This is a genomic window from Stenotrophomonas sp. GZD-301 (assembly GCF_049310345.1).
Lineage (GTDB): Bacteria > Pseudomonadota > Gammaproteobacteria > Xanthomonadales > Xanthomonadaceae > Stenotrophomonas.
In genome coordinates this window covers 77,891-99,660 of record NZ_JBMOWY010000032.1, presented here as the reverse complement: position 1 = coordinate 99,660, position 21,770 = coordinate 77,891, and the positions used below count along the sequence as shown (strand labels likewise).

General features: G+C 67.6%; 15 protein-coding genes. 8 read left to right on the top strand and 7 right to left on the bottom strand.

Annotation, left to right across the window (positions count from 1 at the left end):
- Nucleotides 1-94: 94 nt before the first annotated feature.
- Entirely contained in the window at nt 95-1,336 is a 1,242-nt protein-coding gene (serA, locus tag ACO6VK_RS08970) for a phosphoglycerate dehydrogenase (RefSeq protein ID WP_411850853.1), read from the top strand.
- A gap of 171 nt (nt 1,337-1,507) precedes the next feature.
- On the opposite strand, the gene ACO6VK_RS08965 is transcribed toward serA, so the two are convergent.
- Nucleotides 1,508-2,089: an NUDIX hydrolase gene (locus ACO6VK_RS08965; RefSeq protein WP_422506532.1), complete on the bottom strand. Its 582-nt coding sequence runs from the start codon at nt 2,087-2,089 to the stop codon at nt 1,508-1,510.
- 184 nt (nt 2,090-2,273) lie between these two features.
- Between ACO6VK_RS08965 and ACO6VK_RS08960 the strand changes: the two genes are divergently transcribed.
- The 6 genes from ACO6VK_RS08960 to ACO6VK_RS08935 all read left to right on the top strand — a co-directional run bounded on the left by ACO6VK_RS08960 (nt 2,274) and on the right by ACO6VK_RS08935 (nt 8,234).
- Entirely contained in the window at nt 2,274-3,752 is a 1,479-nt protein-coding gene (locus ACO6VK_RS08960; RefSeq protein WP_422506531.1) for an amino acid permease, read from the top strand.
- Nucleotides 3,753-3,837: 85 nt separating this feature from the next.
- Entirely contained in the window at nt 3,838-5,265 is a 1,428-nt protein-coding gene (locus ACO6VK_RS08955; protein ID WP_422506530.1) for an amino acid permease, read from the top strand.
- Nucleotides 5,266-5,866: 601 nt separating this feature from the next.
- Nucleotides 5,867-6,505: a methylthioribulose 1-phosphate dehydratase gene (locus tag ACO6VK_RS08950; RefSeq protein WP_422506529.1), complete on the top strand. Its 639-nt coding sequence runs from the start codon at nt 5,867-5,869 to the stop codon at nt 6,503-6,505.
- Nucleotides 6,506-6,653: 148 nt separating this feature from the next.
- Nucleotides 6,654-7,211, top strand: coding sequence for a 1,2-dihydroxy-3-keto-5-methylthiopentene dioxygenase (locus ACO6VK_RS08945; protein ID WP_422506528.1), 558 nt, complete (start codon nt 6,654-6,656; stop codon nt 7,209-7,211).
- 3 nt (nt 7,212-7,214) lie between these two features.
- Entirely contained in the window at nt 7,215-7,913 is a 699-nt protein-coding gene (gene mtnC, locus ACO6VK_RS08940) for an acireductone synthase (RefSeq protein ID WP_422506527.1), read from the top strand.
- A 36-nt stretch (nt 7,914-7,949) separates the two neighbouring features.
- On the top strand, nt 7,950-8,234 hold the full coding sequence (locus ACO6VK_RS08935) for a hypothetical protein (protein ID WP_017355462.1): 285 nt from the start codon (nt 7,950-7,952) through the stop codon (nt 8,232-8,234).
- Between the two features lie 18 nt (nt 8,235-8,252).
- Here ACO6VK_RS08935 and ACO6VK_RS08930 read toward each other — a convergent pair whose 3' ends face one another.
- From ACO6VK_RS08930 to ACO6VK_RS08905, 6 genes are read right to left on the bottom strand one after another with little or no spacing between them, the layout of a single operon-like run.
- Nucleotides 8,253-10,901, bottom strand: coding sequence for a beta-mannosidase (locus tag ACO6VK_RS08930; RefSeq protein ID WP_422506581.1), 2,649 nt, complete (start codon nt 10,899-10,901; stop codon nt 8,253-8,255).
- Between the two features lie 25 nt (nt 10,902-10,926).
- On the bottom strand, nt 10,927-12,120 hold the full coding sequence (locus tag ACO6VK_RS08925) for an AGE family epimerase/isomerase (RefSeq protein ID WP_422506526.1): 1,194 nt from the start codon (nt 12,118-12,120) through the stop codon (nt 10,927-10,929).
- On the bottom strand, nt 12,117-13,112 hold the full coding sequence (locus tag ACO6VK_RS08920; RefSeq protein ID WP_422506525.1) for a carbohydrate kinase family protein: 996 nt from the start codon (nt 13,110-13,112) through the stop codon (nt 12,117-12,119). Before ACO6VK_RS08920 ends, ACO6VK_RS08925 begins: the two co-directional genes overlap by 4 nt.
- Before the next feature lie 7 nt (nt 13,113-13,119).
- The gene (gene fucP / locus ACO6VK_RS08915) at nt 13,120-14,430 is read right to left on the bottom strand and encodes an L-fucose:H+ symporter permease (RefSeq protein ID WP_422506524.1); all 1,311 of its coding nucleotides are present in this window, start codon (nt 14,428-14,430) and stop codon (nt 13,120-13,122) included.
- A gap of 44 nt (nt 14,431-14,474) precedes the next feature.
- Nucleotides 14,475-15,518 carry a LacI family DNA-binding transcriptional regulator gene (locus ACO6VK_RS08910; RefSeq protein WP_422506523.1) on the bottom strand — a complete coding sequence of 348 codons (1,044 nt, stop codon included), beginning with the start codon at nt 15,516-15,518 and terminating at the stop codon, nt 14,475-14,477.
- 52 nt (nt 15,519-15,570) lie between these two features.
- Nucleotides 15,571-18,000 carry a GH92 family glycosyl hydrolase gene (locus ACO6VK_RS08905; protein ID WP_422506522.1) on the bottom strand — a complete coding sequence of 810 codons (2,430 nt, stop codon included), beginning with the start codon at nt 17,998-18,000 and terminating at the stop codon, nt 15,571-15,573.
- 631 nt (nt 18,001-18,631) lie between these two features.
- Here ACO6VK_RS08905 and ACO6VK_RS08900 point away from each other — a divergent pair.
- On the top strand, nt 18,632-21,727 hold the full coding sequence (locus tag ACO6VK_RS08900) for a TonB-dependent receptor (RefSeq protein ID WP_422506521.1): 3,096 nt from the start codon (nt 18,632-18,634) through the stop codon (nt 21,725-21,727).
- The last annotated feature ends 43 nt before the right edge of the window (nt 21,728-21,770 follow it).

The following is a 21,770-nucleotide window of genomic DNA, read 5'->3' as shown; positions in this document are numbered from 1 at the left end:
CTGAAACCATCGCTGCAGCGTTTGGCGCACTGCACAATCGCGCCCGGGTTCTGGCATAGTTGGCGGCTCCCGTCCTACATGCTGCCGCTCGCCCATGTCGCCGAAGAAGACCTCGTTCCCGAAGCAGGATATCCGCGTGCTGTTGCTGGAGGGGGTGAGCCAGACGGCGATCGACGTGTTCAGCGCCGCCGGGTATTCGCAGATCGAACTGCACGCCAAGGCGCTGCCCGAGGACGAGCTGAAGGCCCGCATCGCCGAGGCCCACATCGTCGGCATCCGCTCGCGCACCCAGCTCAGCGCCGAGGTGCTGGCCCATGCCAAGCGCCTGATGGCGGTGGGCTGCTTCTGCATCGGCACCAACCAGGTGGACCTGGAGGCGGCCGAGCTGGCCGGCATCCCGGTGTTCAACGCGCCCTACTCCAACACCCGCAGCGTGGCCGAACTGGTGATCGCCGAGGCGATCATGCTGACCCGCGGCATTCCGCAGAAGAACGCCGAGTGCCACCGGGGCGGCTGGTCCAAGTCGGCCGCCGGCAGCCACGAAGTCCGGGGCAAGACGCTGGGCATCATCGGCTACGGCCACATCGGCACCCAGGTCGGCGTGATGGCCGAGGCGATGGGCATGCAGGTGATCTTCCACGACATCGAAACCAAGCTGTCGCTGGGCAACGCCCGCGCGGCGATCGACCTGGACGACCTGCTGGCGCGTGCGGACATCGTCACCGTGCACGTGCCGGAAACCCCCGCCACGCAGTGGCTGATCGGTGCCGATCAGCTGGCCCGCATGCGCCCCGGCGCGCACCTGATCAACGCCGCGCGCGGGACCGTGGTCGATATCGACGCGCTGGACGCGGCGCTGCGCAGCGGCCACATCGGCGGCGCGGCGCTGGATGTGTTCCCGGTCGAACCGAAGGGCAACGGCGATGCGTTCGTATCGCCGCTGACCGCGCACGACAACGTGATCCTGACCCCGCACGTCGGCGGCAGCACGCTGGAAGCGCAGGACAACATCGGCGTGGAAGTGGCGGCCAAACTGGTGCGCTACAGCGACAACGGCAGCACCCTGTCGGCGGTCAACTTCCCCGAGGCCACCCTGCCCGAGCACGCCGACAGCCTGCGCCTGCTGCACATCCACCAGAACGTGCCGGGCGTGCTGTCCAAGGTCAACGAGATCTTCTCGCGCCACAACGTCAACATCGACGGCCAGTTCCTGCGCACCGACAGCAAGGTGGGCTACGTGGTGATCGACATCACCGCCAGCGAAGAACAGGCCGGCGCGGTACGCGAAGAGCTGGCCGCGATTCCCGGCACCCTGCGCACCCGCGTCCTGTACTGACGCCCCACAGCGGGGCGCACTGTACGGACGCCCCACACCGCCGCGTCCTGTACCGACGCCCCGAACCTTCGCGTCCTGTACCGACGCCGCGAACCGTAGAGCCGGGTTCTACCCGGCTGCTCTGGATCGGACGCGAAGACAACACCACAAGCAGCCGGGCAGCGCCCGGCACTACCTCGCCAGCCAGCGCCTGGCCATGCGCGGCAGCGAATCGTCGCCGTCCGGCGTCTCGATCGCCGCGGCGGCCACGTCACGGATCTCGCGCCAGGCCAACGCCAGCGATTCTTCGCTGACCGCGAACTGTTCGCTGCCCAGCGCCCGCACTACGTAGCGGGCGTCGTAGTGCCAGTGCCCCGGCACGTCCTTCCGTTCCGGAATCCAGTGCTTGTCGATGTCGAACAGCACCCCGTCCTCCAGCACCAGCGCGCTCAGGCCGGACTCCTCCTCGGCTTCCTTCAGCGCCACCTGCCCCAGGTCGCGCTCGCCGTCCGCATGCCCGCCGAGCTGCAGCCAGCGGTCCAGCTTGCGGTGGTGGGTGAGAAGTACGCGCTGCCCGTCGGCGCTGACCAGCCACGCGCTGCCGGTGAAATGGCCGGCCAGCCGCTCGCGCAGGAAGGGGTTTTCCGGGTCATCCAGCAATGTGCTGAATTCGGCAGCCAGTGCGGCGTGTTCCGGGTGCCGGCGTGCGTAATCAGTCAGTTGGCCGCGCAGCGCGGCGTCAGTAACCACAACGGATTCAGGGTTCAGCGACATGGTGGACCGGGGATGGGACGGAATCTGCCGATTATCTCGCGCCCATGCTGCATTTGAGCTTGTGCGCAGGCTTCAGCTTTGGCTAAGGTACAGCGGGCCCCGCACCGCAGGGGCGCCCAGTCGCCATCAGGGGGCGCGGCAATGTACCGCGCACCTCACCTTTGTTCACTTAGGGAAGCACTGCATGCTGAAGTCTCTGTTGAGGGTCAAACCGGTCGCACCGGCACCGCACGTCGATGCCGGCGAGCCCATCGAAGGCAGCCTGGACGGCGAGCCCACACTGAGGCGGACCCTCACAGCCAAACACCTCATCATGCTCGGCATCGGCGCGGTGATCGGCGCCGGCATCTTCGTCATGACCGGCCAGGCCGCTGCCTTCCACGCCGGTCCCGCCGTGACGCTGTCCTTCATCGCTGCCGGTCTGGCCTGTGCGCTCGCCGGCCTGTGCTATGCCGAATTCGCGGCGATGATGCCGGTGTCCGGCAGCGCCTACTCCTATTCGTACGCCACCCTCGGCGAAGGCATGGCCTGGTTCATCGGCTGGTGCCTGGTACTCGAATACCTGTTCGCCTCGGCGTCGGTTGCGGTGGCCTGGTCGGCGTACCTGCTCAGTTTCGTCACCACCACACTGCACCTGCCTTTCCCGGATGCGCTTGCATCTGCCCCGCTCGCCTGGGAAGCCGGGCAGTTCGTGTCGTCGGGGAAGCTGTTCAACCTGCCCGCCGTCCTGATCGTCGCGGCGGTCACCGGGCTGCTGTACGTGGGCATCACCCAGTCCACGTTCGTCAACGCCATCATCGTTGCGATCAAGGTCGCCGTGATCTGCCTGTTCATCGGCGTCGGCGTGGCGTACATCAATCCGGTCAACTGGACGCCGTTCATTCCGGAAAACACGGGGACTTTCGGTGAGTTCGGCTGGAGCGGCGTACTGCGCGCCGGGTCCATCGTGTTCTTCGCCTTCATCGGTTTCGACGCGGTCTCCACCGCCGCCGGCGAGACCAAGGACCCGCAGCGCAACATGCCGATCGGCCTGCTGGGTTCGCTGGCGATCTGCACCATCATCTACGTGATTGTCTGCCTGGTCCTGACGGGTCTGGTGCCCTACACCCAGCTTGGCACCGCCAAGCCGGTGGTGACTGCACTGGAAGCCCATCCGCAGCTTATGTGGCTGAAGACCTTCGTGGAAGTCGGCGCGATTGCCGGCCTCTCTTCGGTGGTGCTGGTGATGATGATGGGCCAGACCCGCATCGCGTACACGATCTCGCGCGACGGCCTGCTGCCGAAGATCTTCGGCAAGGTGCACGCGCGCTTCAAAACGCCGTATGCGGCGACCATCGTCGTGGGTGTGATCGCCGCGCTGCTGGCGGGCCTGATGCCGCTGAACGTGCTCGGGGAGCTGGTCTCGATGGGCACCCTGCTCGCCTTTGCCACGGTGTGCGTCGGGGTGCTGGTGCTGCGCTATACCCGCCCGGAACTGCAACGTCCCTTCCGCGTGCCGGCAGCGTGGCTGATCTGCCCGCTGGGTGCGCTGGCCTGCCTGACGCTGTTCGGCATGGCATTCCGCGAGCACTGGCACCTGTTCGTGGGCTGGACGCTGCTGGGTACGCTGATCTACTTCGGCTACGGCATCCGCAACAGCAAGCTGAACAAGCCCTCCGCCTGATCGCTGCCGGGCCGGCCCAGTGCCGGCCCGGTTGTTTCTGCTCCATCGCGCGCGTTCTGCGGCGCCAACCAAGACACCCAACACCATGTTCAAGCAACTGTGGGCCACCAAGCATCCGCACGCCGCCCATGAAGACGCCAATGGCCTGAGCCTGCGCCGCACCCTCGGCCCGTGGGGCCTGACCGCGCTGGGCATCGGCGCGGTGATCGGCGGCGGCATCTTCGTGATCACCGGCCAGGCCGCGGCCAACCACGCCGGCCCGGCGATCATGCTCTCGTTCGTGCTGGCCGCGATCTGCTGCGCGTTCTGCGCGATGGCCTACGCGGAGTTCGCGGCGATGGTGCCGGTGTCCGGCAGTGCCTATACCTATACCTATGCCACCTTCGGCGAGCTCTCGGCCTGGTTCATCGGCTGGATGCTGGTGCTGGAGTACGGCGTTTCCGCATCGGCGGTGGCGGTGAGCTGGACCGGCTACTTCCTGAGCCTGCTCAGTCATTTCGACATCCATCTGCCGGCGGCGCTGGTCAGCGCGCCGCTGGACGCCCAGCTGCGGCCGACCGGGGCGATCGCCAACCTGCCGGCGGCGATCCTGGTGCTGCTGCTGACCTGGCTGTGCTACGTAGGCATCAGCAAGTCCTCGGCGATGAACATGGCGATGGTGGTGCTCAAGACCGGCCTGATCGTGCTGGTGATCATCGCCGGCTGGAAGTACGTGGACCCGGCCAACTGGACCCCGTTCATCCCCGACAACGAGGGCCCCGGCAAGTACGGCTTCGAAGGCGTCCTGCGTGGCGCGGCGATGGTGTTCTTCGCCTACATCGGCTTCGAGGCGGTGTCGGTGGCCGCGCAGGAATCGCACCGGCCGCAGCGCGACATGCCGATCGGCATGCTGCTCTCGCTGGTGATCTGCACGGTGCTGTACATCGCGATGGCCGCGGTCATGACGGGGCTGGTGCCGTACCCGCAGCTGGGCACCGACGAGCCGGTGGTGACTGCGGTGGCCGCGCACCCGCAACTGGGTTGGCTGCGCATCATCGTGGAGATCGGCGCGCTGATCGGCCTGTCGTCGGTGGTGCTGGTGATGATCATCGGGCAGCCGCGCATCTTCATGATCATGGGCCGCGACGGCCTGCTGCCGCCGGTGTTCACCAAGATCCACCCGACCTACCGCACCCCGCACATCAATACGGTGATCACCGGCATCGGCATCGCCCTGCTGGCGGCCCTGTTCCCGCTTGACATCCTGGGCGAGCTGACCTCGATGGGCACGCTGATCGCGTTTGCGGCGGTCTGCGCAGGCGTGCTGATCCTGCGCCGCACCCAGCCGGACCTGCCGCGTCCGTTCCGCATGCCGATGGCCTGGCTGATCTGCAGCCTGGGCGTGCTGAGCTGCATCGCCCTGCTGACCGCGATGACGGCACACAACTGGATGCTGATGGGCGTCTGGACGGCGGTCGGCTTCGCCATCTACTTCCTCTACGGCTTCCGCCACAGCCGCCTGCGCGGGAAGTAAGGGGAAGAGGGAATGCCGGGCCTGCGGCCCGGCGCCCGCCAGAGCCAGAGCCGGAGCCGGAGCATTGGCTCGACCGTTGCCGTCGGTTTGGCGGGGCGGTATGGAATCGCGGGGGACGCCGTGAATACGTCCATGTAGGCTTAGCAGCGCCATCCCTGGCGCCGATACCCCCGCGACTCCATACCACCCCACCTTGGACAGATTCTCGGCGACGGTGCGAATGGCAAACGGCCAAGGCAGCAACATCGAAGTGGGTGGCGACCGTTGGTCGCCACGCCCTGGAGCCGGCTGGCAGCCGGTTCTGCCCTTCCCCCCAATCCCCCCAAATGCCGGCACTCGCCTCAGCAGCTCGGGGGCTGGGTGGGGTGGGGTTTGCGGGGGTATGAGCCGCATGGGTCGGGCGTATACGCCCGACGGGTTGGGCAGGAGCCCAACCCCGGTCTTGCCGTGTGCGCAGGACAGCGCACACGCGCAAGCGGCGACTAAGCCTACAGGGATGTACTTGCGGCGCCCCCCGCATACCCCACCCCGCCCAGCCCTCCTCCGGACGCCCTGCTCCGGACGCCCTGCTTTTAGCGCCTCATCTAGCTAAAATGCCGCCATGAACAACACCCCCTACGACACCGCGCGCCTGGGCGAACTGGCCCAGCTGCTGATCGACAACGTCCGCGAGCTGGCCCAGGCCGGCTGGACCCCGGCCACCAGCAGCAACTTCTCCCACCGCCTGGATGACCGCCATGCCGCGATCACCGTGTCCGGCAAGGACAAGGGGCGGCTGGTGGAAGACGACATCATGGTGGTGGACTTCGACGGCAAGGCCGTCGGCCGCCCGCTGCGGCCCTCGGCCGAGACCCTGCTGCACACCCAGCTGTACCGCCGGTTCCCGGAGATCGGCTGCGTGCTGCATACCCACTCGCCGGTGCAGACCGTCGCCTCGCGCCTGTATGCGCCGCAGGGCCACATCCGCCTGGAAGGCTATGAGCTGCTCAAGGCCTTCCACGGCAACAGCACCCACGAGATGGCCATCGACGTCCCGGTGTTCGCCAACACCCAGGACATGGACGTGCTGTCCGCCCAGGTCGAGGACCTGCTGGACCGGCAGTGCCTGTGGGGCTACCTGATCGACGGGCACGGCCTGTACGCGTGGGGCCGCGACATGGCCGAGGCGCGCCGGCATCTGGAAGCGTTCGAGTTCCTGCTGCACTGCGAACTGGAGCTGCGCAAGCTGCGCGGGCCCTGATCGAAACCGCGTCGCCCGGGCCGGCCAGCGACCGGCGCGACCGGTGCGGCGGCCGGGATGCTGAATTCCAGGGCAGGGTGTCGGGTTGGCGGGCAGAGCCCAGCACCCCACACCTTTTCCCCCCCCCCCCCCCCTCCCCACTGCCGCCATGAGCCGACTGCGCATTTACGACCACGATATTCCCGACGCCCCGCTGCTGGATACCCAGGACGGCGCGCGGATTGCCGATGAACTGCAGAAGATCGGGGTGACCTTCGAACGCTGGCAGGCTGCCCATGACGTTGCCCCCGGCGCCAGCCAGGACGAGGTCTTCGCCGCCTACCGAAGCGACATCGACCGCCTGGTGGCCCAGCACGGCTTCAAGAGCGTGGACGTGGCCTCGATCGCCCCGGACAACCTCAACCGCGCCGAACTGCGGAAGAAGTTCCTCGACGAGCACTTCCACAAGGAAGATGAAGTCCGCTTCTTCGTCGCCGGCTCTGGCCTGTTCACCCTGCACGTGGACGACAAGGTCTATGAGATCGAGTGCGTCAAGAACGACCTGATCGCCGTGCCGGACGGCACCACCCATTGGTTCGACATGGGCGATGAGCCCAGCTTCGTCGCGATCCGTTTCTTCACCGAGCCGGACGGCTGGGTCGGCCATTTCACCGGCACCGACATCGCGCAGAAATTCCCCCGTTACATTCCGACCAAGGCGTCCTGATCCATGCCCCACCCCACCGTCATCCTCACCGACATCGAAGGCACCACCAGCAGCATCTCGTTCGTCAAGAACGTGCTGTTCCCGTATGCGCGCCAGGCGCTGCCGGCGTTCGTGGCCGAGCACGGCCAGCAACCGGAGGTGCGTCGCTGGCTGGATGCGGTGGCGGTGGAGATCGGCGGCGCCTGCCAGGACAGCCTGATCGTGGAAACCCTGCAGGGCTGGATCGACCAGGATCGCAAGCACACCGCCCTGAAGGCGCTGCAGGGCATGATCTGGGAAAGCGGCTACCGCAACGGCGACTACAAGGCCCACTTCTACCCCGAGGTGGCGGCCGTGCTGAAAGGTTGGCACGCCGAAGGCAAGCCGCTGTACGTGTACTCGTCCGGGTCGGTACCGGCGCAGAAGCAGTTCTTCGGGTTCAGCGAGGCCGGCGACCTGACCGGGCTGGTGTCGGGTTGGTTCGATACCGAGATCGGCGGCAAGCGTGAGGCCGACAGCTACCGCAACATCGTCAAGGCCATCGGCGTGCCGGCCGGCCAGATCGTGTTCCTGTCCGACGTGGTCGAGGAGTTGGATGCCGCCCGCGACGCGGGCCTGCAGACCCGCCTGCTCGACCGTCTGGACGACTACCCGATGCCGCGCAGCGGCGAGGCCACCCACGGCCACGAGCGCGCCGAGAACTTCCAGCAGATCGCGCTCTGAGCCGATCTGCCTGCCCCTGTACGGAGAACACCCGAGATGGACATCGATTTCATGGTCGGCACCACACCGGTCAAGCTCACCCGCGACTGGTTCTGGGGCGGGATGAAGCTGGTCAGCGCCGATGAAACGGTGTGGGTACAGCACCCGGCGCACCCGGGCACGCATTTTTCCTTCACCACCACCCAATCCTGGCTGCGGCGCATCGCCGGCCAGGAAGTGATCGTGGAGAAGACCCGCTCCATCCTGTTCGCGGCCTTCCGCGAACAGCGCTTCCGGGTGCTGGTCAACGGCATCGAAGTGGTCAACCGCAGCGGCATGTAGGCCGCGCCTGCGGCGCGATCAACGCGCCGCAGCGACCTCGTCCACCGGCGCCAGCGCATCGGCCAGTGACTGCACCCGCAACGCGCGGCGCAGCGTGGCCAGGTCCGCATCGGCGGCCACCTTTACCTGCACGGTTTCGCCCGGCAGCAGGTCCAGCGCGTTGTCCTGCAGCGTCGCGTCGAGCCCGTCGAACCCGATCCACACCGCACGCGCCAGCCGGTCGCTGCGCAGGCGCAGGCGGTAGCCATCGCCCTCGCGCTGCAGCTCGCTGTGGATCTGCGGCCGGGGCAGCGCCAACGCCTTGGCCACGTCGAAATAGACCACGCCCTGCGACAGCACCTGGCCGCCGCCATCCAGCAGTTCCACCACTGCCACGGTGCGGTGGGGATCGGCCTGGCCCAGCAGCGTCGCATCGTCCAGCCGCGCCACCTCGAGCGCCGCACCCGGCGGCACGGTCACGGCATGCTGCTGGCGCGTGTGGACGCGACCGTCCAGGTCCATCACCCGCAGCCGCCACTGCCCCACCAGCGCGTCGCGGCGGTCGTTGAGCAGGCTGATCCGGGTCGTGCCCTCGTCGCGCAGTGCGGCCACGGCGCGGTCGGCGAAGAAGCGGCGCGCCTGGAAATGCAGTGCCTTCCAGCGGCCAGCGTAGTCGATGCTGGACCACGACGCGCCCGGCCACACATCGTTGAGCTGCCAGTACAGCGAGCCCATCGTGTACGGCCGCGAGGCACGGTGATGCAACGCGGCCAGCGCGATGCCCTCGGCCTGCATGACCTGGCTGAGATAGACGAACGTGGGGAAGTCACGCGGCGTGCCGTAGCCCTCCTCGATGTACTTGAGCAGGCGCTGGTTGCCCTCCCCGGCCATGAACTTCTGATGGGCACGCACGGTCGGGCTGTCCACGCGCTGCTCGGCGGCGGGAATGATGCCGTCCAGCGTGCGCAGCACCGGCCACGCCTGCAGGCCGTACTCGGACATGAAGCGCGGGGTCTCGCGCAGATAGGCGGTCACCGGCAGCGCCGGATTGCCCCAGACCTGCCAGTAGTGCTTGTCGCCACGTGTGGAATCGTTGGCCTTCTCGTCGAGGTCGTTGCCGGGCGAGCTGGACCAGTACGGCACACCCAGCCCTTCCTCGGCCACTACCTGGCGCAGGTCCTGCCCGAACAGGTCGACATAGCCCTGCCAGACCGTCGCCGCAAAGGCCGGGTCGGCCGCGGTCAGGTCGCGGCCGTGGCCCCAGTCCTTCCAGGCGGTCTCTTCCTCGTTGTTGCCACACCACAGCACCACGCTGGGATGGTGGCGCAGGCGGCGCACGTTGTCGCGCGCCTCGGCCACCACGTTCGCGCGGAAGGCCGGATCGTAACCGGGCTGCATGCCGCCACCGAACATGAAGTCCTGCCAGACCAGCAGGCCCAGCTCGTCGGCGATGTCGTAGAACGCGTCGTCTTCGTAATAGCCGCCGCCCCAGTTGCGCAGCATGTTCATGTTGGCATCGCGCGCGGCGGTCAGCTCGCGACGGATGCGCGCGGCGTCGACCCGCGCCGGGAACATGTCGAAGGGAATGACGTTGGCGCCCTTGGCGAAGATCGGCACGCCGTTGATCACGAACGTAAAGCCCTGGCCGCCATTGCGGTCGACCTCACGCCGCAGTTCGACGGTGCGCAGCCCGATGCGGCGCTCCATCCGCACGGCCGTCGCGGTGTCTGGCGCGAGGGTGGCACGCACGGTATAGCGTGCCTGCTCGCCCTGCCCCACCGGCCACCAGCGGCGCGGCGCCGGCAGCACCACCGGCACCACCACGCGGTTGTCGCCGGCCTGCAGTGCGGCGCGCGGGTCGAAACGCCGCAGCACGCGCCCGTCCGGATCGATCAGTTCAATGCGCAGCGCCGCCGTACCGGTAGCCGCGCTTTCCACCTGCACCGCGATGTCCAGTTCGGCCTTGTCCGCCGCCAGGGAGCGCGTATGCACGGCCAGGTCGGTCAGCCGCTGGGCATCCCAGCTCTCCAGCTGCACCGGGCGCCAGATGCCGGCGGTGACGTAGCGCGGGCCCCAGTCCCAGCCGAAGTGGTAGCCGGGCTTGCGCACGAAGTTGCCGACCATCGCATCCTTGGGCTCGTCCCCGTACGGCGAGGGGTAATTGCCGGCGATCCTGTGCGGCATCGCCTGCACGCCCGGCAGCAGTGTGGTGATCGGCGAGCGCAGCACCACCCGCAGTTCATTGCCGGTGGCGCGCAACCGCCCGTCCACCCGCGCCCGCCAGGTGCGGTGGCTGTTGTTGGCCTGCAGCAGCGGCGCGCCGTTGAGCTCCACCGTGGCGAACGTGTCCAGGCCCTCAAAGGCGAGTTCGGCATGCGCCCGGGCCAGCGTTGCCGCATCCACGTCGAAGCGGCCGCGGTACTCCCAGTCGGCCAGGCCGATCCATTGCAGACCCGCTTCCGGCGCGCCCGCGTAGGGGTCCGGGATCAGCCCTTGGGCGAGCAGATCGGTGTGCACTGCGCCGGGCACCTGCGCCGTGCGCCAGTCGGCCAGCTGCGGATGCGCGGCGAGCCGCGCGTCGCCGGGCAGCAGGCGGAACGACCACTGCGCCTGCAGCGGCGCCGCCGACAGCGGCAGCGCCCCCAGCAGCAGCAACAGCGACCCGACGATCAGAACGAAACGACGCATCCGCATGTGCTGCTCCCTGTTTTCTTCAACGCACCACGTTGAGCACTTCGTAGCAGGCGCCCATCGTGTGGTAGTCGGTCTTGCCAGCCGGGCTCTTTTCGTCGCTGTACGTGCGGTTGTCGGCATCCAGAATGCGGTACCAGGCACCGTAGCGATGGTCGATCATGTGCGCCCACGCATACGCCCACAGCCGGTCGTACCACGCCCAGTAGGCGTCATCACCGGTACGCGCGGCCAGCAGGGCGGCGGTGGCCAGCGATTCGGCCTGCACCCAGAAATACTTGTCGTCATCGCAGACGCTGCCATCCGGCGCGAAGCCGTAGTACAGGCCGCCGCGCACCGCGTCCCACGAACGGGCCACGGCGGTGTTGAACAGATGGCGCGCGGTCGGCACCAGCCAGTCGGCCTGCACGTGCCGATCCAGGATCAGCAGCAGCTTGGCCCATTCGGTCTGGTGGCCGGGCTGGAAGCCCCACGGCCGGAACAGGTGCTTGGGATCGTCGCGGTTGTAGTCCCAGTCGATCTGCCACTGGCGGTCGTAGTGCTCCCACACCAGGCCATCGGCCTGCGCGGCCTGGCGGCGCGTCATGTGGTCGGCCAGCAGCAGGGCGCGATCGAGATAGCGCTGCTCGCCGCTGGCCTCGAACGCGGCCAGCATCGCCTCGCACATGTGCATGTTGGCGTTCTGGCCGCGGTAGTCGCTGAAGGTCCAGTCCGCGTCGGCTTCGTCCTTGTACAGGCCGAAGGCCGGTTCCCAGAAGCGGCTGTCCAGCAGCGCCCAGGTCTCGTCCATCCAGGCACGCGCCTCGCCGATGCCGGCCTTCAGCGCGCAGCTGTAGGCCAGCAGCACGAAGGCCACGCCGTAGCAGTGGTTGGTGGCGTCTTCCACCACGCCATCGCGCAGCGTCCATGCATAGCCGCCCGTGGCCGGGTTGCGATGCACCTCGCGCAGGAAGCGGATGCCGTGCTCGACCGCCTGCAGATCCTGCGGCTTGCCGAACTCGCGGTACGCCATCGCGTGGTTGAACACGAAGCGCGTGCTGCTGACCAGATGGCGGTGGCTGGCGTCGTAGACGCTGCCGTCGTCACGGAAGTAGTGGAAGAACCCGCCCGTCGGGTCGATCTCGTTGGGCTGGTAGAACGCCATGCTCTGCGCAATGTGGGCGCGCAGGAAGTCAGGCGAACGGAAATCGGGTTGCGGCGGAACGGGCGTGGTCATGCGGCGTCATCCTGTTGTTGCTGCAGCAGCTGCTGGACTTCATCGAGGCTGGGCATGGCCGCGAACGCGCCCTTGCGGGTCACCGCGAGCGCGCCCACTGCGGCGCCGAAGCGGATCGCCTCCACCAGCGCGGCCGGATCCTGGCAGAACGCTGCGAACGCGCTGCCATCGCCACCGCGCTCACCGATACCGAACAGCAGCCCGCCAACGAAGGCGTCGCCGGCGGCGGTGGAGTCGACGGTCTGCACGCGGAAACCGGTGAGGACGCCCTGCGTGTGGCGGGTGAACCAGCGGATCGGGGCGGCACCATCGGTGATCACCACCGCCTGGGCCTGCGCGGTCAGCAGGCGCTGCACCACGGCATCCCCCCCGCCCGCCTGCGCGGCGGCCAGGAACTCGAGCTCCTCGCGCGAGAGCTTGACCAGATCGGCCAGCAGCAGCGCTTCCCACAGCCGTGGCAGCGGATCGACACCCGCCGGCCACAGGGCCGGACGCAGGTTCAGGTCGATGCTGACCATCGCACCGGCCGCACGCGCGCGGCGCATGCCTTCCAGCGTGGCCTCGGCGATGTCGGCCTCGGTCAGGCTGTTGGAACAGACGTGGAAGCTGCGCGTGCCGTCAAAGCAGTTGGGATGGAAGTGCGCGCTGCGGAACAGCAGATCCGCCGCCGGCGGACGGTAGAAGCTGAAGCTGCGTTCGCCGCTGGCGTCGAGAGCCACGAACGCCAGCGCGGTCTTGGCCGCGTCGGTGCGCACGATGCAGTCGGTAGCCACACCCGCGCTCGCCAGGCTCTCGGCCAGGAAGTCGCCGAACATGTCCTGCCCCAGCATCCCGGCAAAGTGCGTGTCGGCACCCAGCCGCGCGGCGGCCACCGCCACGTTGGCCGGGGCGCCGCCGGCGTACTGCAGGAAGGCGCGCGGGGTATCCGGCGAGGCCGGTGGCTGGGCGAGTAGATCGATCAAAATCTCGCCGAAACAAACAATCTTGGACATCGTGCCCTCACGCTCCCTGGCGGAATCCGACCGCCGGGCGCGAGCCCGACAGACCGTAGAAAATGATGTAGCCGTAGCACAGCAGCGGCAGGATGAACGACTCATGCAGGCCGATCTGGTCGGCCAGCAGGCCCTGCAGGTACGGCACCACCGCGCCGCCGACGATGGCCATGATCAACAGGCTGGAGGCCTTGTTGGTCAGCGTGCCCAGGCGTTCGATGCTCAGCGCGAAGATGGTCGGGAACATGATCGAGTTGAACAGGCCCACCGCCACGATCGAGTACAGCGCCACCTGCCCCTGGCTCAGCAGGGTCAGCGCCAGCAGCGCCACATTGATGCCCGCGAACAGGGTCAGCAGCACGCGCGGCGAGAACCGGGTCATGATCGCCGAGCCGGCGAAGCGACCGATCATCGCCAGCGTCCAGTACGCCGACACATAGTGGGTGGCTTCCTTCTCGGTGAAGCCGCCGATGTTGGGCAGCGACAGGTAGTTGACCAGGAAGCTGCCGATCGACACTTCCGCGCCCACGTAGAAGAAGATGGCCAGCACGCCGAACAGCACATGGCGATGGCGCAGCGCATCCATCAGGGTGTGCTTGCCGGTGTCGGCCTGCTCGGTGGTTTCGGTCAGCGCCGGCAGGCGGAACAGATAGACGAACACCGCCAGCAGGAACAGCGCCACGGCCAGGCCGACATACGGGCCCTGCACGGACTGCGCTTCCTGCACGCGGTAGGCGATCTGCTCGGCACCCGGCAGCGCCTTGATCTCCTCGGCGCTCTTGACCGTGTTGCCGAGGATCAGCAGGCCGCCGAAGATCGGCGCGATCGCCGTGCCCAGCGAGTTCAACGCCTGGGCCAGGGTCAAGCGGCTGGACGCGGTCTGTTCCGGCCCCAGCAGCGCCACGTACGGGTTGGCGGCCACCTGCAGCACGGTGATGCCGGTGGCCAGCACGAACAGCGCGCCGAGGAAGGCTTCATAGATGCGCAGTTCGGCCGCCGGCCAGAAGCCGAGCGCGCCGACTGCGGCGATCGCCAGCCCGGCCACGATGCCCTTCTTGTAGCCCAGGTGCGCCACCAGCCGGCCGGCCGGCAGCGACATCAGGAAGTACGCCCCGAAGAAGGTGAACTGCACCAGCATCGCGCGGGCGTAGTTCAGTTCGAACACCGCCTTCAGGTGCGGGATCAGGATGTCGTTGAGGCAGGTCAGGAAGCCCCACATGAAGAAGATCGTGGTCGCCACCGCAAGCGCGACGCGCGTGTTGACCACGGGCGCGGCGGACGATGAGGCGGGCAGTCGGGGCGTTGGGGAAATGGGCATTCAGGTACGCGCCTCAGTGCGCGAGCAGGTGATAGGGACAGGCATCAGGCAAGCGTGGGGCCGCTGCTGTCGCGGATGCGCAGCTGGACGGGTGCAACAGTACGCTGTGGCGCGGCATCGGGGTGATCCAGACGCTGCAGCAGCAGTTCCGCCGCCTGCCGGCCGCGCGCGCGCGGATCGACGGTCAGCGTGGTCAACGGCGGCATCGCCACCGCCGCTTCGGAGATGTCATCGAAACCGGTGACCGCGAAATCGCGGCCCGGGTGTACGCCGCGCGAGGCCAGACCGAGCATCAGCCCCAGCGCGACACTGTCGTTGTAGCAGACCGCCGCGGTTGGCGCGGCGGCGGCCGCGAACAGTTCACCGCTGCGGGCGGCCGCATCCAGTCGGCTCGGCGAGGTTTCGATCAGCCATTCGGCCTGCGTCTCCAGCCCGGCCTCGTGCATTGCCTGCGCATAGCCGGTGCGACGCTGATGGCACGAACTGGACGCGGCGTGGCCGCCGAAGAAGGCGATGCGGCGGTGGCCGCGTTCGATCAGGTGGCGCGTGGCCAGGTACGCACCCTGCTGGTTGTCCAGGGTCAGGAAGTCCCACTCGGCGCCGGGCAGCTCGCGGTTGAACAGCAGCACGTTGGCGTGGCCGAGCACCTGCCGCAGCTGGCCGGCATCGCTGCCTTCGGCCGGCGACAGGATCAGCCCGGCCGGCATGTGTTCCATCAGCGTGGTCAGCACCGCCTGCTGCCGCTCCGGCGATTCGCCGGTGCTGCCCAGCAGCGTCACGAAGCCCTTCCCGCCCAGCGCTTCGTCGACGCCCGAAGCGAATTCGGCGAAGAACGGGTTGGACAGGTCGTTGATCACCAGTGCGATGCTGGACGAGGTGCGCCGGCGCAGGTTGGCCGCGCCCCGGTTGTAGACGTAGCGCTGCCGCCGCAGTTCGGCCTCGACCCGCGCGCGCGTATCCACGTTGACCAGCGGACTGCCGCGCAACACCAGCGAGACGGTGGCGCGCGACACGCCGATCGCCTCGGCGATATCGGTCACCGTCACCGCGCGTGTGCCCTTGCCGGCGGGGGAAGCTTTGTCGTTCATCGTGTGCTGGGGTTCCTTGGCATCGTGCAAGCCTAAACGATTGCAGCAGCGCTCATTCGAGCGCCGCACCCGGGGTGGCGCAGTACGACACCGGCAGGTCGGCCACGTGCGTGCCCCACCCGCTTTCCGGCGCCTGCGCTGCCAGCGCCACATCGATGCGACCGCCCTGCTGCAGGCGTGCCCAGTCCAGCCACACCGGCGCATGCGCGCGGCCATCCACCTGCACGCCCTGCACGTACTGGAGCGCGCGGCCATCGGCGCCCGGCGCCTTCACGGTCAGGGTGCGGCCTTGGCCAAGGTCGACGTCGACCTGGGCAAAACGCGGCGTGTGCAGCAGGAACTGGCCGCTGCCCGGCACGGCCGGATACAGGCCCAGCGCGCTGAACAGGTACCACGCCGACATCGTGCCAAGGTCATCGTTGCCGGTGACGCCGTTGGGCGCGTTGGTGAACAGCTGCTGCGCGGCGCGCACCACCGTGGCGGTCTTCCACGGCTGGCCGATCAGGGTGTACATCCACGGCGCGTGCAGGTCCGGTTCGTTGTTGGGGTTGTAGCGGAACTGGTTGTAGTAGCTGTACGGCCCCACCACCCACTCCTTGCGCGCGGCGGTCAACGGCGCCTCGCGCAGTGCGTCGTAGGCGAAGAAGGTATCCAGGCGGCGTGCGGCTTCGGCGCGGCCATCCATCGCCTGCACCAGGCCCGGGATGTCCTGCTGGGCCAGCCACTGGTACTGCCACGCGGTGCCTTCATGGAACCCGTGGTGGGAGCGCGGGCTGTAGCGGCCGTCGGCCGGCACGTACCACTTGCCGTCCTCCATGCGCGGCCGCGGGAAGCCGCTGAAGCCACCCTCGTCGCGCACCTCCGGGTCCCACACCTTGTTCCAGTTGCGGCCACGCGTGCGCAGCACACCGGCATCGTCGGCGTGGCCGAGGCCGTCGGCCATCTGTGCCAGCGCGCAGTCGGCCAGCGCGTACTCCAGCGTGGCCGAGCCGCCATGATGCGGATCCACATCCATGCCCTTGGACGGGAACGCGCGGTCGTACTGCACGAAGCCGTTGGCCAGATAGCTGGGATTGCCGGAACGGCCGGCGTGGCGCGAGTTGATCGGCGGGGTGCTGAACGCATTCTTCCGCAGGGCCGCGTATGCCTCGGCCTCGCGGCCGTCCAGCGCGCCGAAGCGCCACAGATCGACCATGAACGGGGTGACCGGATCGCCGGTCATGATGTTGGTCTCGAAGTTGGCGTAGCCCCAGCGCGGCAGCCAGCCGCCCTGCGCATCGATGGCCAGCAGGCTGCGGCCGATGTCGCGGGCCACCTGCGGACGGGTCAACGCGAGCCACTGGTTCTGCGCGCGATAGGTATCCCACAGCGAGAAGTACTCGTAGTAGGTCCAGCCGTCGGCACGATGGATGGCATCGTCGTAGCCGCGGTAGCGGCCGTCGGCATCGCTGCCGGTCAACGGCTGCAGCAGCGCGTGGTAGAGCGCGGTGTAGAACACGGTGCGGTCGTCGCCGCTGCCGCCCTGCACGCGCACGCTGCGCAGTTCGTCGCGCCAGTGCGTCTGCGCCAGCTGGCGCATCCGGTCGAAGCCGAGCAGGCGGCCCTTTTCCATGCCGTCGCTGCGCAGGTTGGCGCGCGCGCCCTCGGCATCCACGTGCGAGATCGCGCTCACGGCAGTGACTGCGCGGCCCTGCGACAGGTCGAAGCTCAACCAGGCGCCGCTCGGCTTGAGTTCGCCTTCCATGCCGTGACGCGCGCCGGGCAGCCCGCCGCCCTCGCCCCAGGTACCGAAGGCCTTGAACGGGCGGTCGAACTCGATGCGGAACCAGGTGGTGTACTGATGGCCACCGCAGAAGCTGCGGGTGACCAGCTTGCCTTCGACCGCACGGTCTCCCACCACATCGATGACGCTGCCGATCACCGAATGCCGTTCGTTGGCCTGGCCGACGTTGACCAGCACGTGGCCGTTGTCGGTACCGGCGGCGAACGTGTAGCGCTCGGCCGCGGCGCGGGTGCGTGCGGTGGCCTCGGCGTCGATGCCGCCGTAGCTGGTCAGGCGCACTTTGTAGTAGCCGGCCTGGCCGACCTCGCCCTCATGGGTGTAGGACGCGGCGTAGGCCTTGTGGTCGAAGCTCTTGGCGTTGGCGGTGTCGAAATCGCCGCCGGGCCCGATGCTGCCGGTGACCGGCAGCACGGAGACCTGGCCGCCCTGCTCCCAGCACCCGGCACCGGACAGGAAGGAGTGGCCGAACCCGCGGATCTTCGGATCGTCGTAACGCCAGCCGGCATAGTGCTCGCCGATCGGGCTGACCTGGATCAGGCCGAACGGTGCCGAGGCACCCGGGAAGGTGTTGCCGTCATCCTTGCTGCCGATGAACGTGTTGACCTCGCGCTCCAGCGCGGCCGGCGCGGCCGCCTGCAGCAGGGGCGCGAAGGCCAGGGCAAGCAGGGAGGTGACGGCAAGGGCAGACGTTCGGCGCATGCGGGGTTCCTGTGGGTCGATGTCGGTGCGGGCGACAGGCTGGCCCGGCCGATGCCGGGAACCAGGCGACTGGACGGGTGAAAGCCCCGCCATTGCTGGCCGGCCATCCCCCGTTGGCGCGTATCCAACTCCACGTTGCCGTGAATTTAGATCGATTCAAGTAAAGCACGGGGATTTCGACGGATGCATTCTGCGGCGCAACATGGATGCCCCGCTTCGTCCGGTCAGGCAGCGCAGCCGGTGCCACCGGGGTGCTGCCTGCATTGCCCGGCACTCGGTCGGCCGCGTGCGCCGCCCTGCCCCCAGGCACCGCCGAGAGCAACCGCCTGGCCCCCGCCTGCGCAAGAAAACGTTTTCATCTCAACGCCGGGAATCGGGCGTTGCCGACACACCGCGGTCATATTGCGCAGCAGCATGCTTCGCCTCCCGGGCCGTGCTAAAAATTCCCCGCCAATCGTTTAGATCGATCCAACTTCAAACGGTCACGATTGACGGAAAGGTAGGTGGGGGGCCTGCCTCACGTTGCATGCGGGACGCACCGTCGTTCGTTGCTGGCAACAGCGACCTCCAAAATTAGATCGATTCAATCACGTATCGCCACCGTTTCAATCCAGGAGAGGGAGAGAGTGGAATGAACAAGATGTCCCGCATGCGCAACCGCGACACGCTGTCGGCAGCCATCACCGCCGCGCTGTTCGCCGCCGCGCTGGCCCCGGCCGGCGCCTTCGCACAACAGGCCGGCACGACCGCGTCGCCGGATGCCACCACGCTCGACAGCGTGACCGTCACCGGCTACCGCTACGCCATCGAAAAGAGTCTGCAGCAGAAGCGCGACGCCAATGCCGTGGTCGAAGTGATCACCGCCGAAGACGTGGGCAAGTTCCCCGACAAGAACGTGGCCGACGCGCTGCAGCGCGTGCCCGGCGTGGTCATCACCCGCGACGGCGGCGAAGGCAAGACGGTGAGCGTGCGCGGCCTGGCACCCGACCTCACCCTGACCCAGTTGAACGGCAACTACGTCGCCACCTCGGAAACCAACAACGAAGCCACGCGCTCGTTCAACTACACGCTGCTGCCGTCGAACATGCTGTCCAGCGCCGAGCTGTTCAAGTCGCCGGAAGCGCGCATCGACGAAGGCGGCATCGGCGGCACGGTGATCCTGCATACCCGCCGTCCGCTGGACATGGAAGCCAACTCGGGCTACGTCACCGTCGAAGGCACCACCTCCGACACCAGCCACGACGTCGATCCGCAGCTGTCGGCGCTGTACTCCTGGCACAGCAAGGACGAGCGTTTCGGCATGCTGGTCGGCGTGACCCAGCAGAAGCGCACCAGCCGCACGATGGAAGCCAGCACCGAGGACTTCCAGTGGTACGGCAACAACACCGATGCGCGCGACGCCAACGGCAACGTGCTGGAACAGGACGGCATCCACTACTGGTGGGGCCGGTCCGGCTTCAATGACCAGAGCGGCCGCAACTACAGCGAATTCTTCATGCCGACCTCGGTGAACTTCGCCGTGAAGGAAGAGGAACGCGAGCGCAAGGGTGGCCAGTTCACCTTCCAGTTCAAGCCGCTCGACAACCTGACGCTGACCGCCAACTACTTCCGCTTCGAGCTGGAAGGCAACTACACCCAGAACATGCTGAAGATTCCCGAATGGAATCTGGCGCGCTACAACGGCGACGGCAACTGGGCCGGCGGCCGCATGCTGGACGGGCTCACCTTCGATCCCAGCGGCAGCATCGTGACCGGCGCGCAGTACGAGAAGCTGGCCGGCAAGACCTACTACTGCAGCGAGGAACAGGCGGCGGCCGCCGGCCTCGCGCCGGGTGGCTGGGGTCCGGACGACTGCACCATCCCCACCCCGCAGCTGACCGGCGACTACAGCCGTGAAAAGGCGCTGTCGCAGACCGCCGACCTGTCCATCGACTGGGACATCAGCCCGCTGTGGAAGGCATCGTTCACCGGCGGCCGGACCTGGTCCGAAGGTGGCCCGTCGATGAAGTTCCGCATGGCGGCCAAGCCGCGCCGCCAGGTCAATGGCGTGTGGCAGTCCGGCAACAGCTACAGCGCCTGGGACCTCACCGGCACGCCGAGCGCGACGTTCTCGCCGGACCTGCAGGAACAGCTGATGGCGGGCGTCGCCGAAATCGACACCGGCTCGACCGACTCGTCGTGGACGCAGACCGACATCAAGCAGAATTACTTCCAGGCCGATTTCACCAAGCTGTTCGAAAACGGCTGGCTGGATTCGATCCAGTTCGGCACCAAGTACCGCGACGGCTCGGTGCACCGCAATACCGGCAACACCTACTGGGTGTGCCAGGGCAAGGATGCCGATCCGGCGTTCTACGACAAGAACCGCTACCAGTCCGGCTGCGACGCCACGGCCGGTACCGCCCAGCCCGGCTTCTTCCTGTCCAACCCGATCAACAACATCGCCGGCGGCTTCAACGCCAATGTGTTCCCGGGCATCAACTACCCGGCCTACATCAACTACCTCAACCAGACCTACGGCGGCTCGCACAACCGCAAGGAAGAGGACTTCGTCTACAACGTCGACGAGAAGATCTACTCGGGCTACTTCCAGGCCAACTTCCGTACTGAACGTGTCCGCGGCAACGTGGGCGTGCGGGTGGTGCGTACCCGCCAGTTTGCCGAGTCCAGCGATTCGGTGGAGAAGTTCAACGACTACTTCCAGGACAACGCCGCCGGCACCCCGATGGGCTGCAACGATCCGGCGGCGGCACCGCTGATCGCCTCCAACACCGGCTATGTCTGCCAGAGCGGTTTCGTGCGCCTGCCCGACAACCTGGCCCGTGAAAAGACCTATGCGCTCAGCTCGATGGAGAGGACCTACACCGACTTCCTGCCGAGCTTCAACATCGCCTGGGACATCACCGACAGCCTGGTGCTGCGCGGCGCCGCGTCGAAGGTCATCGCCCGCCCCGGCTACACCAGCATCGCCTACCCGGGCGGCCTGAGCTATGTGAGCGAGGAATACAGCAACGATCGCCGCGTCGCCGGCGGCACCGACACCCCCGGCTGGTACGGTTCGGGCAGCAACAAGAACCTGCAGCCGTTCGAGGCCACCCAGTACGACCTCGGCCTGGAGTGGTACTTCCGCCCGGGTTCGGTCGCCGGTGTGGCGCTGTTCCGCAAGGACATCAGCAACTTCACCGTGCCGGTGGTGCGCGACCAGCAGATGAACGTCGGTGGCCAGTCGGTCACGGTGCAGAAGTACTCCACCCAGGCCAACGGCCAGGATGGCGTGTCGCAGGGCGTGGAACTGTACGGCCAGTACACCTTCGACATCGGCCTGGGCATCCAGGCCAACTACACCTACAACGACACCAACCTGGCCGCCGTGGTGCTCGACGGCGAACGCATCGGCTCCTCGCCGCTGGTCGGCAGCGCCAAGAACCAGGCCAACGTCACCGTGTTCTACGAGAACGAGAAGTTCCTGGCACGCGCCTCGTTCAACCGCCGTGGTGAAGTGGTGGGCGGCCTGAACAACGGCCTCACCCAGTACTCCGAACCGTACGACCAGCTGGATCTGAACGCGGCCTACAACATCACCGACGCGCTGATCCTCAGCGCATCGGTGCTCAACGCCACCAAGTCCGAACAGCGCGTCTACCTCGGCAACGACAGCAAGGCCCGCCTGCTGTCCAACCTGTACTCCGGTCGCCAGCTCTACCTCGGCATGACCTGGAAGTTCTGAGTGTCTCCCCCCGCCTGCGGGCGGGGGACGTTCCTCCACGGCA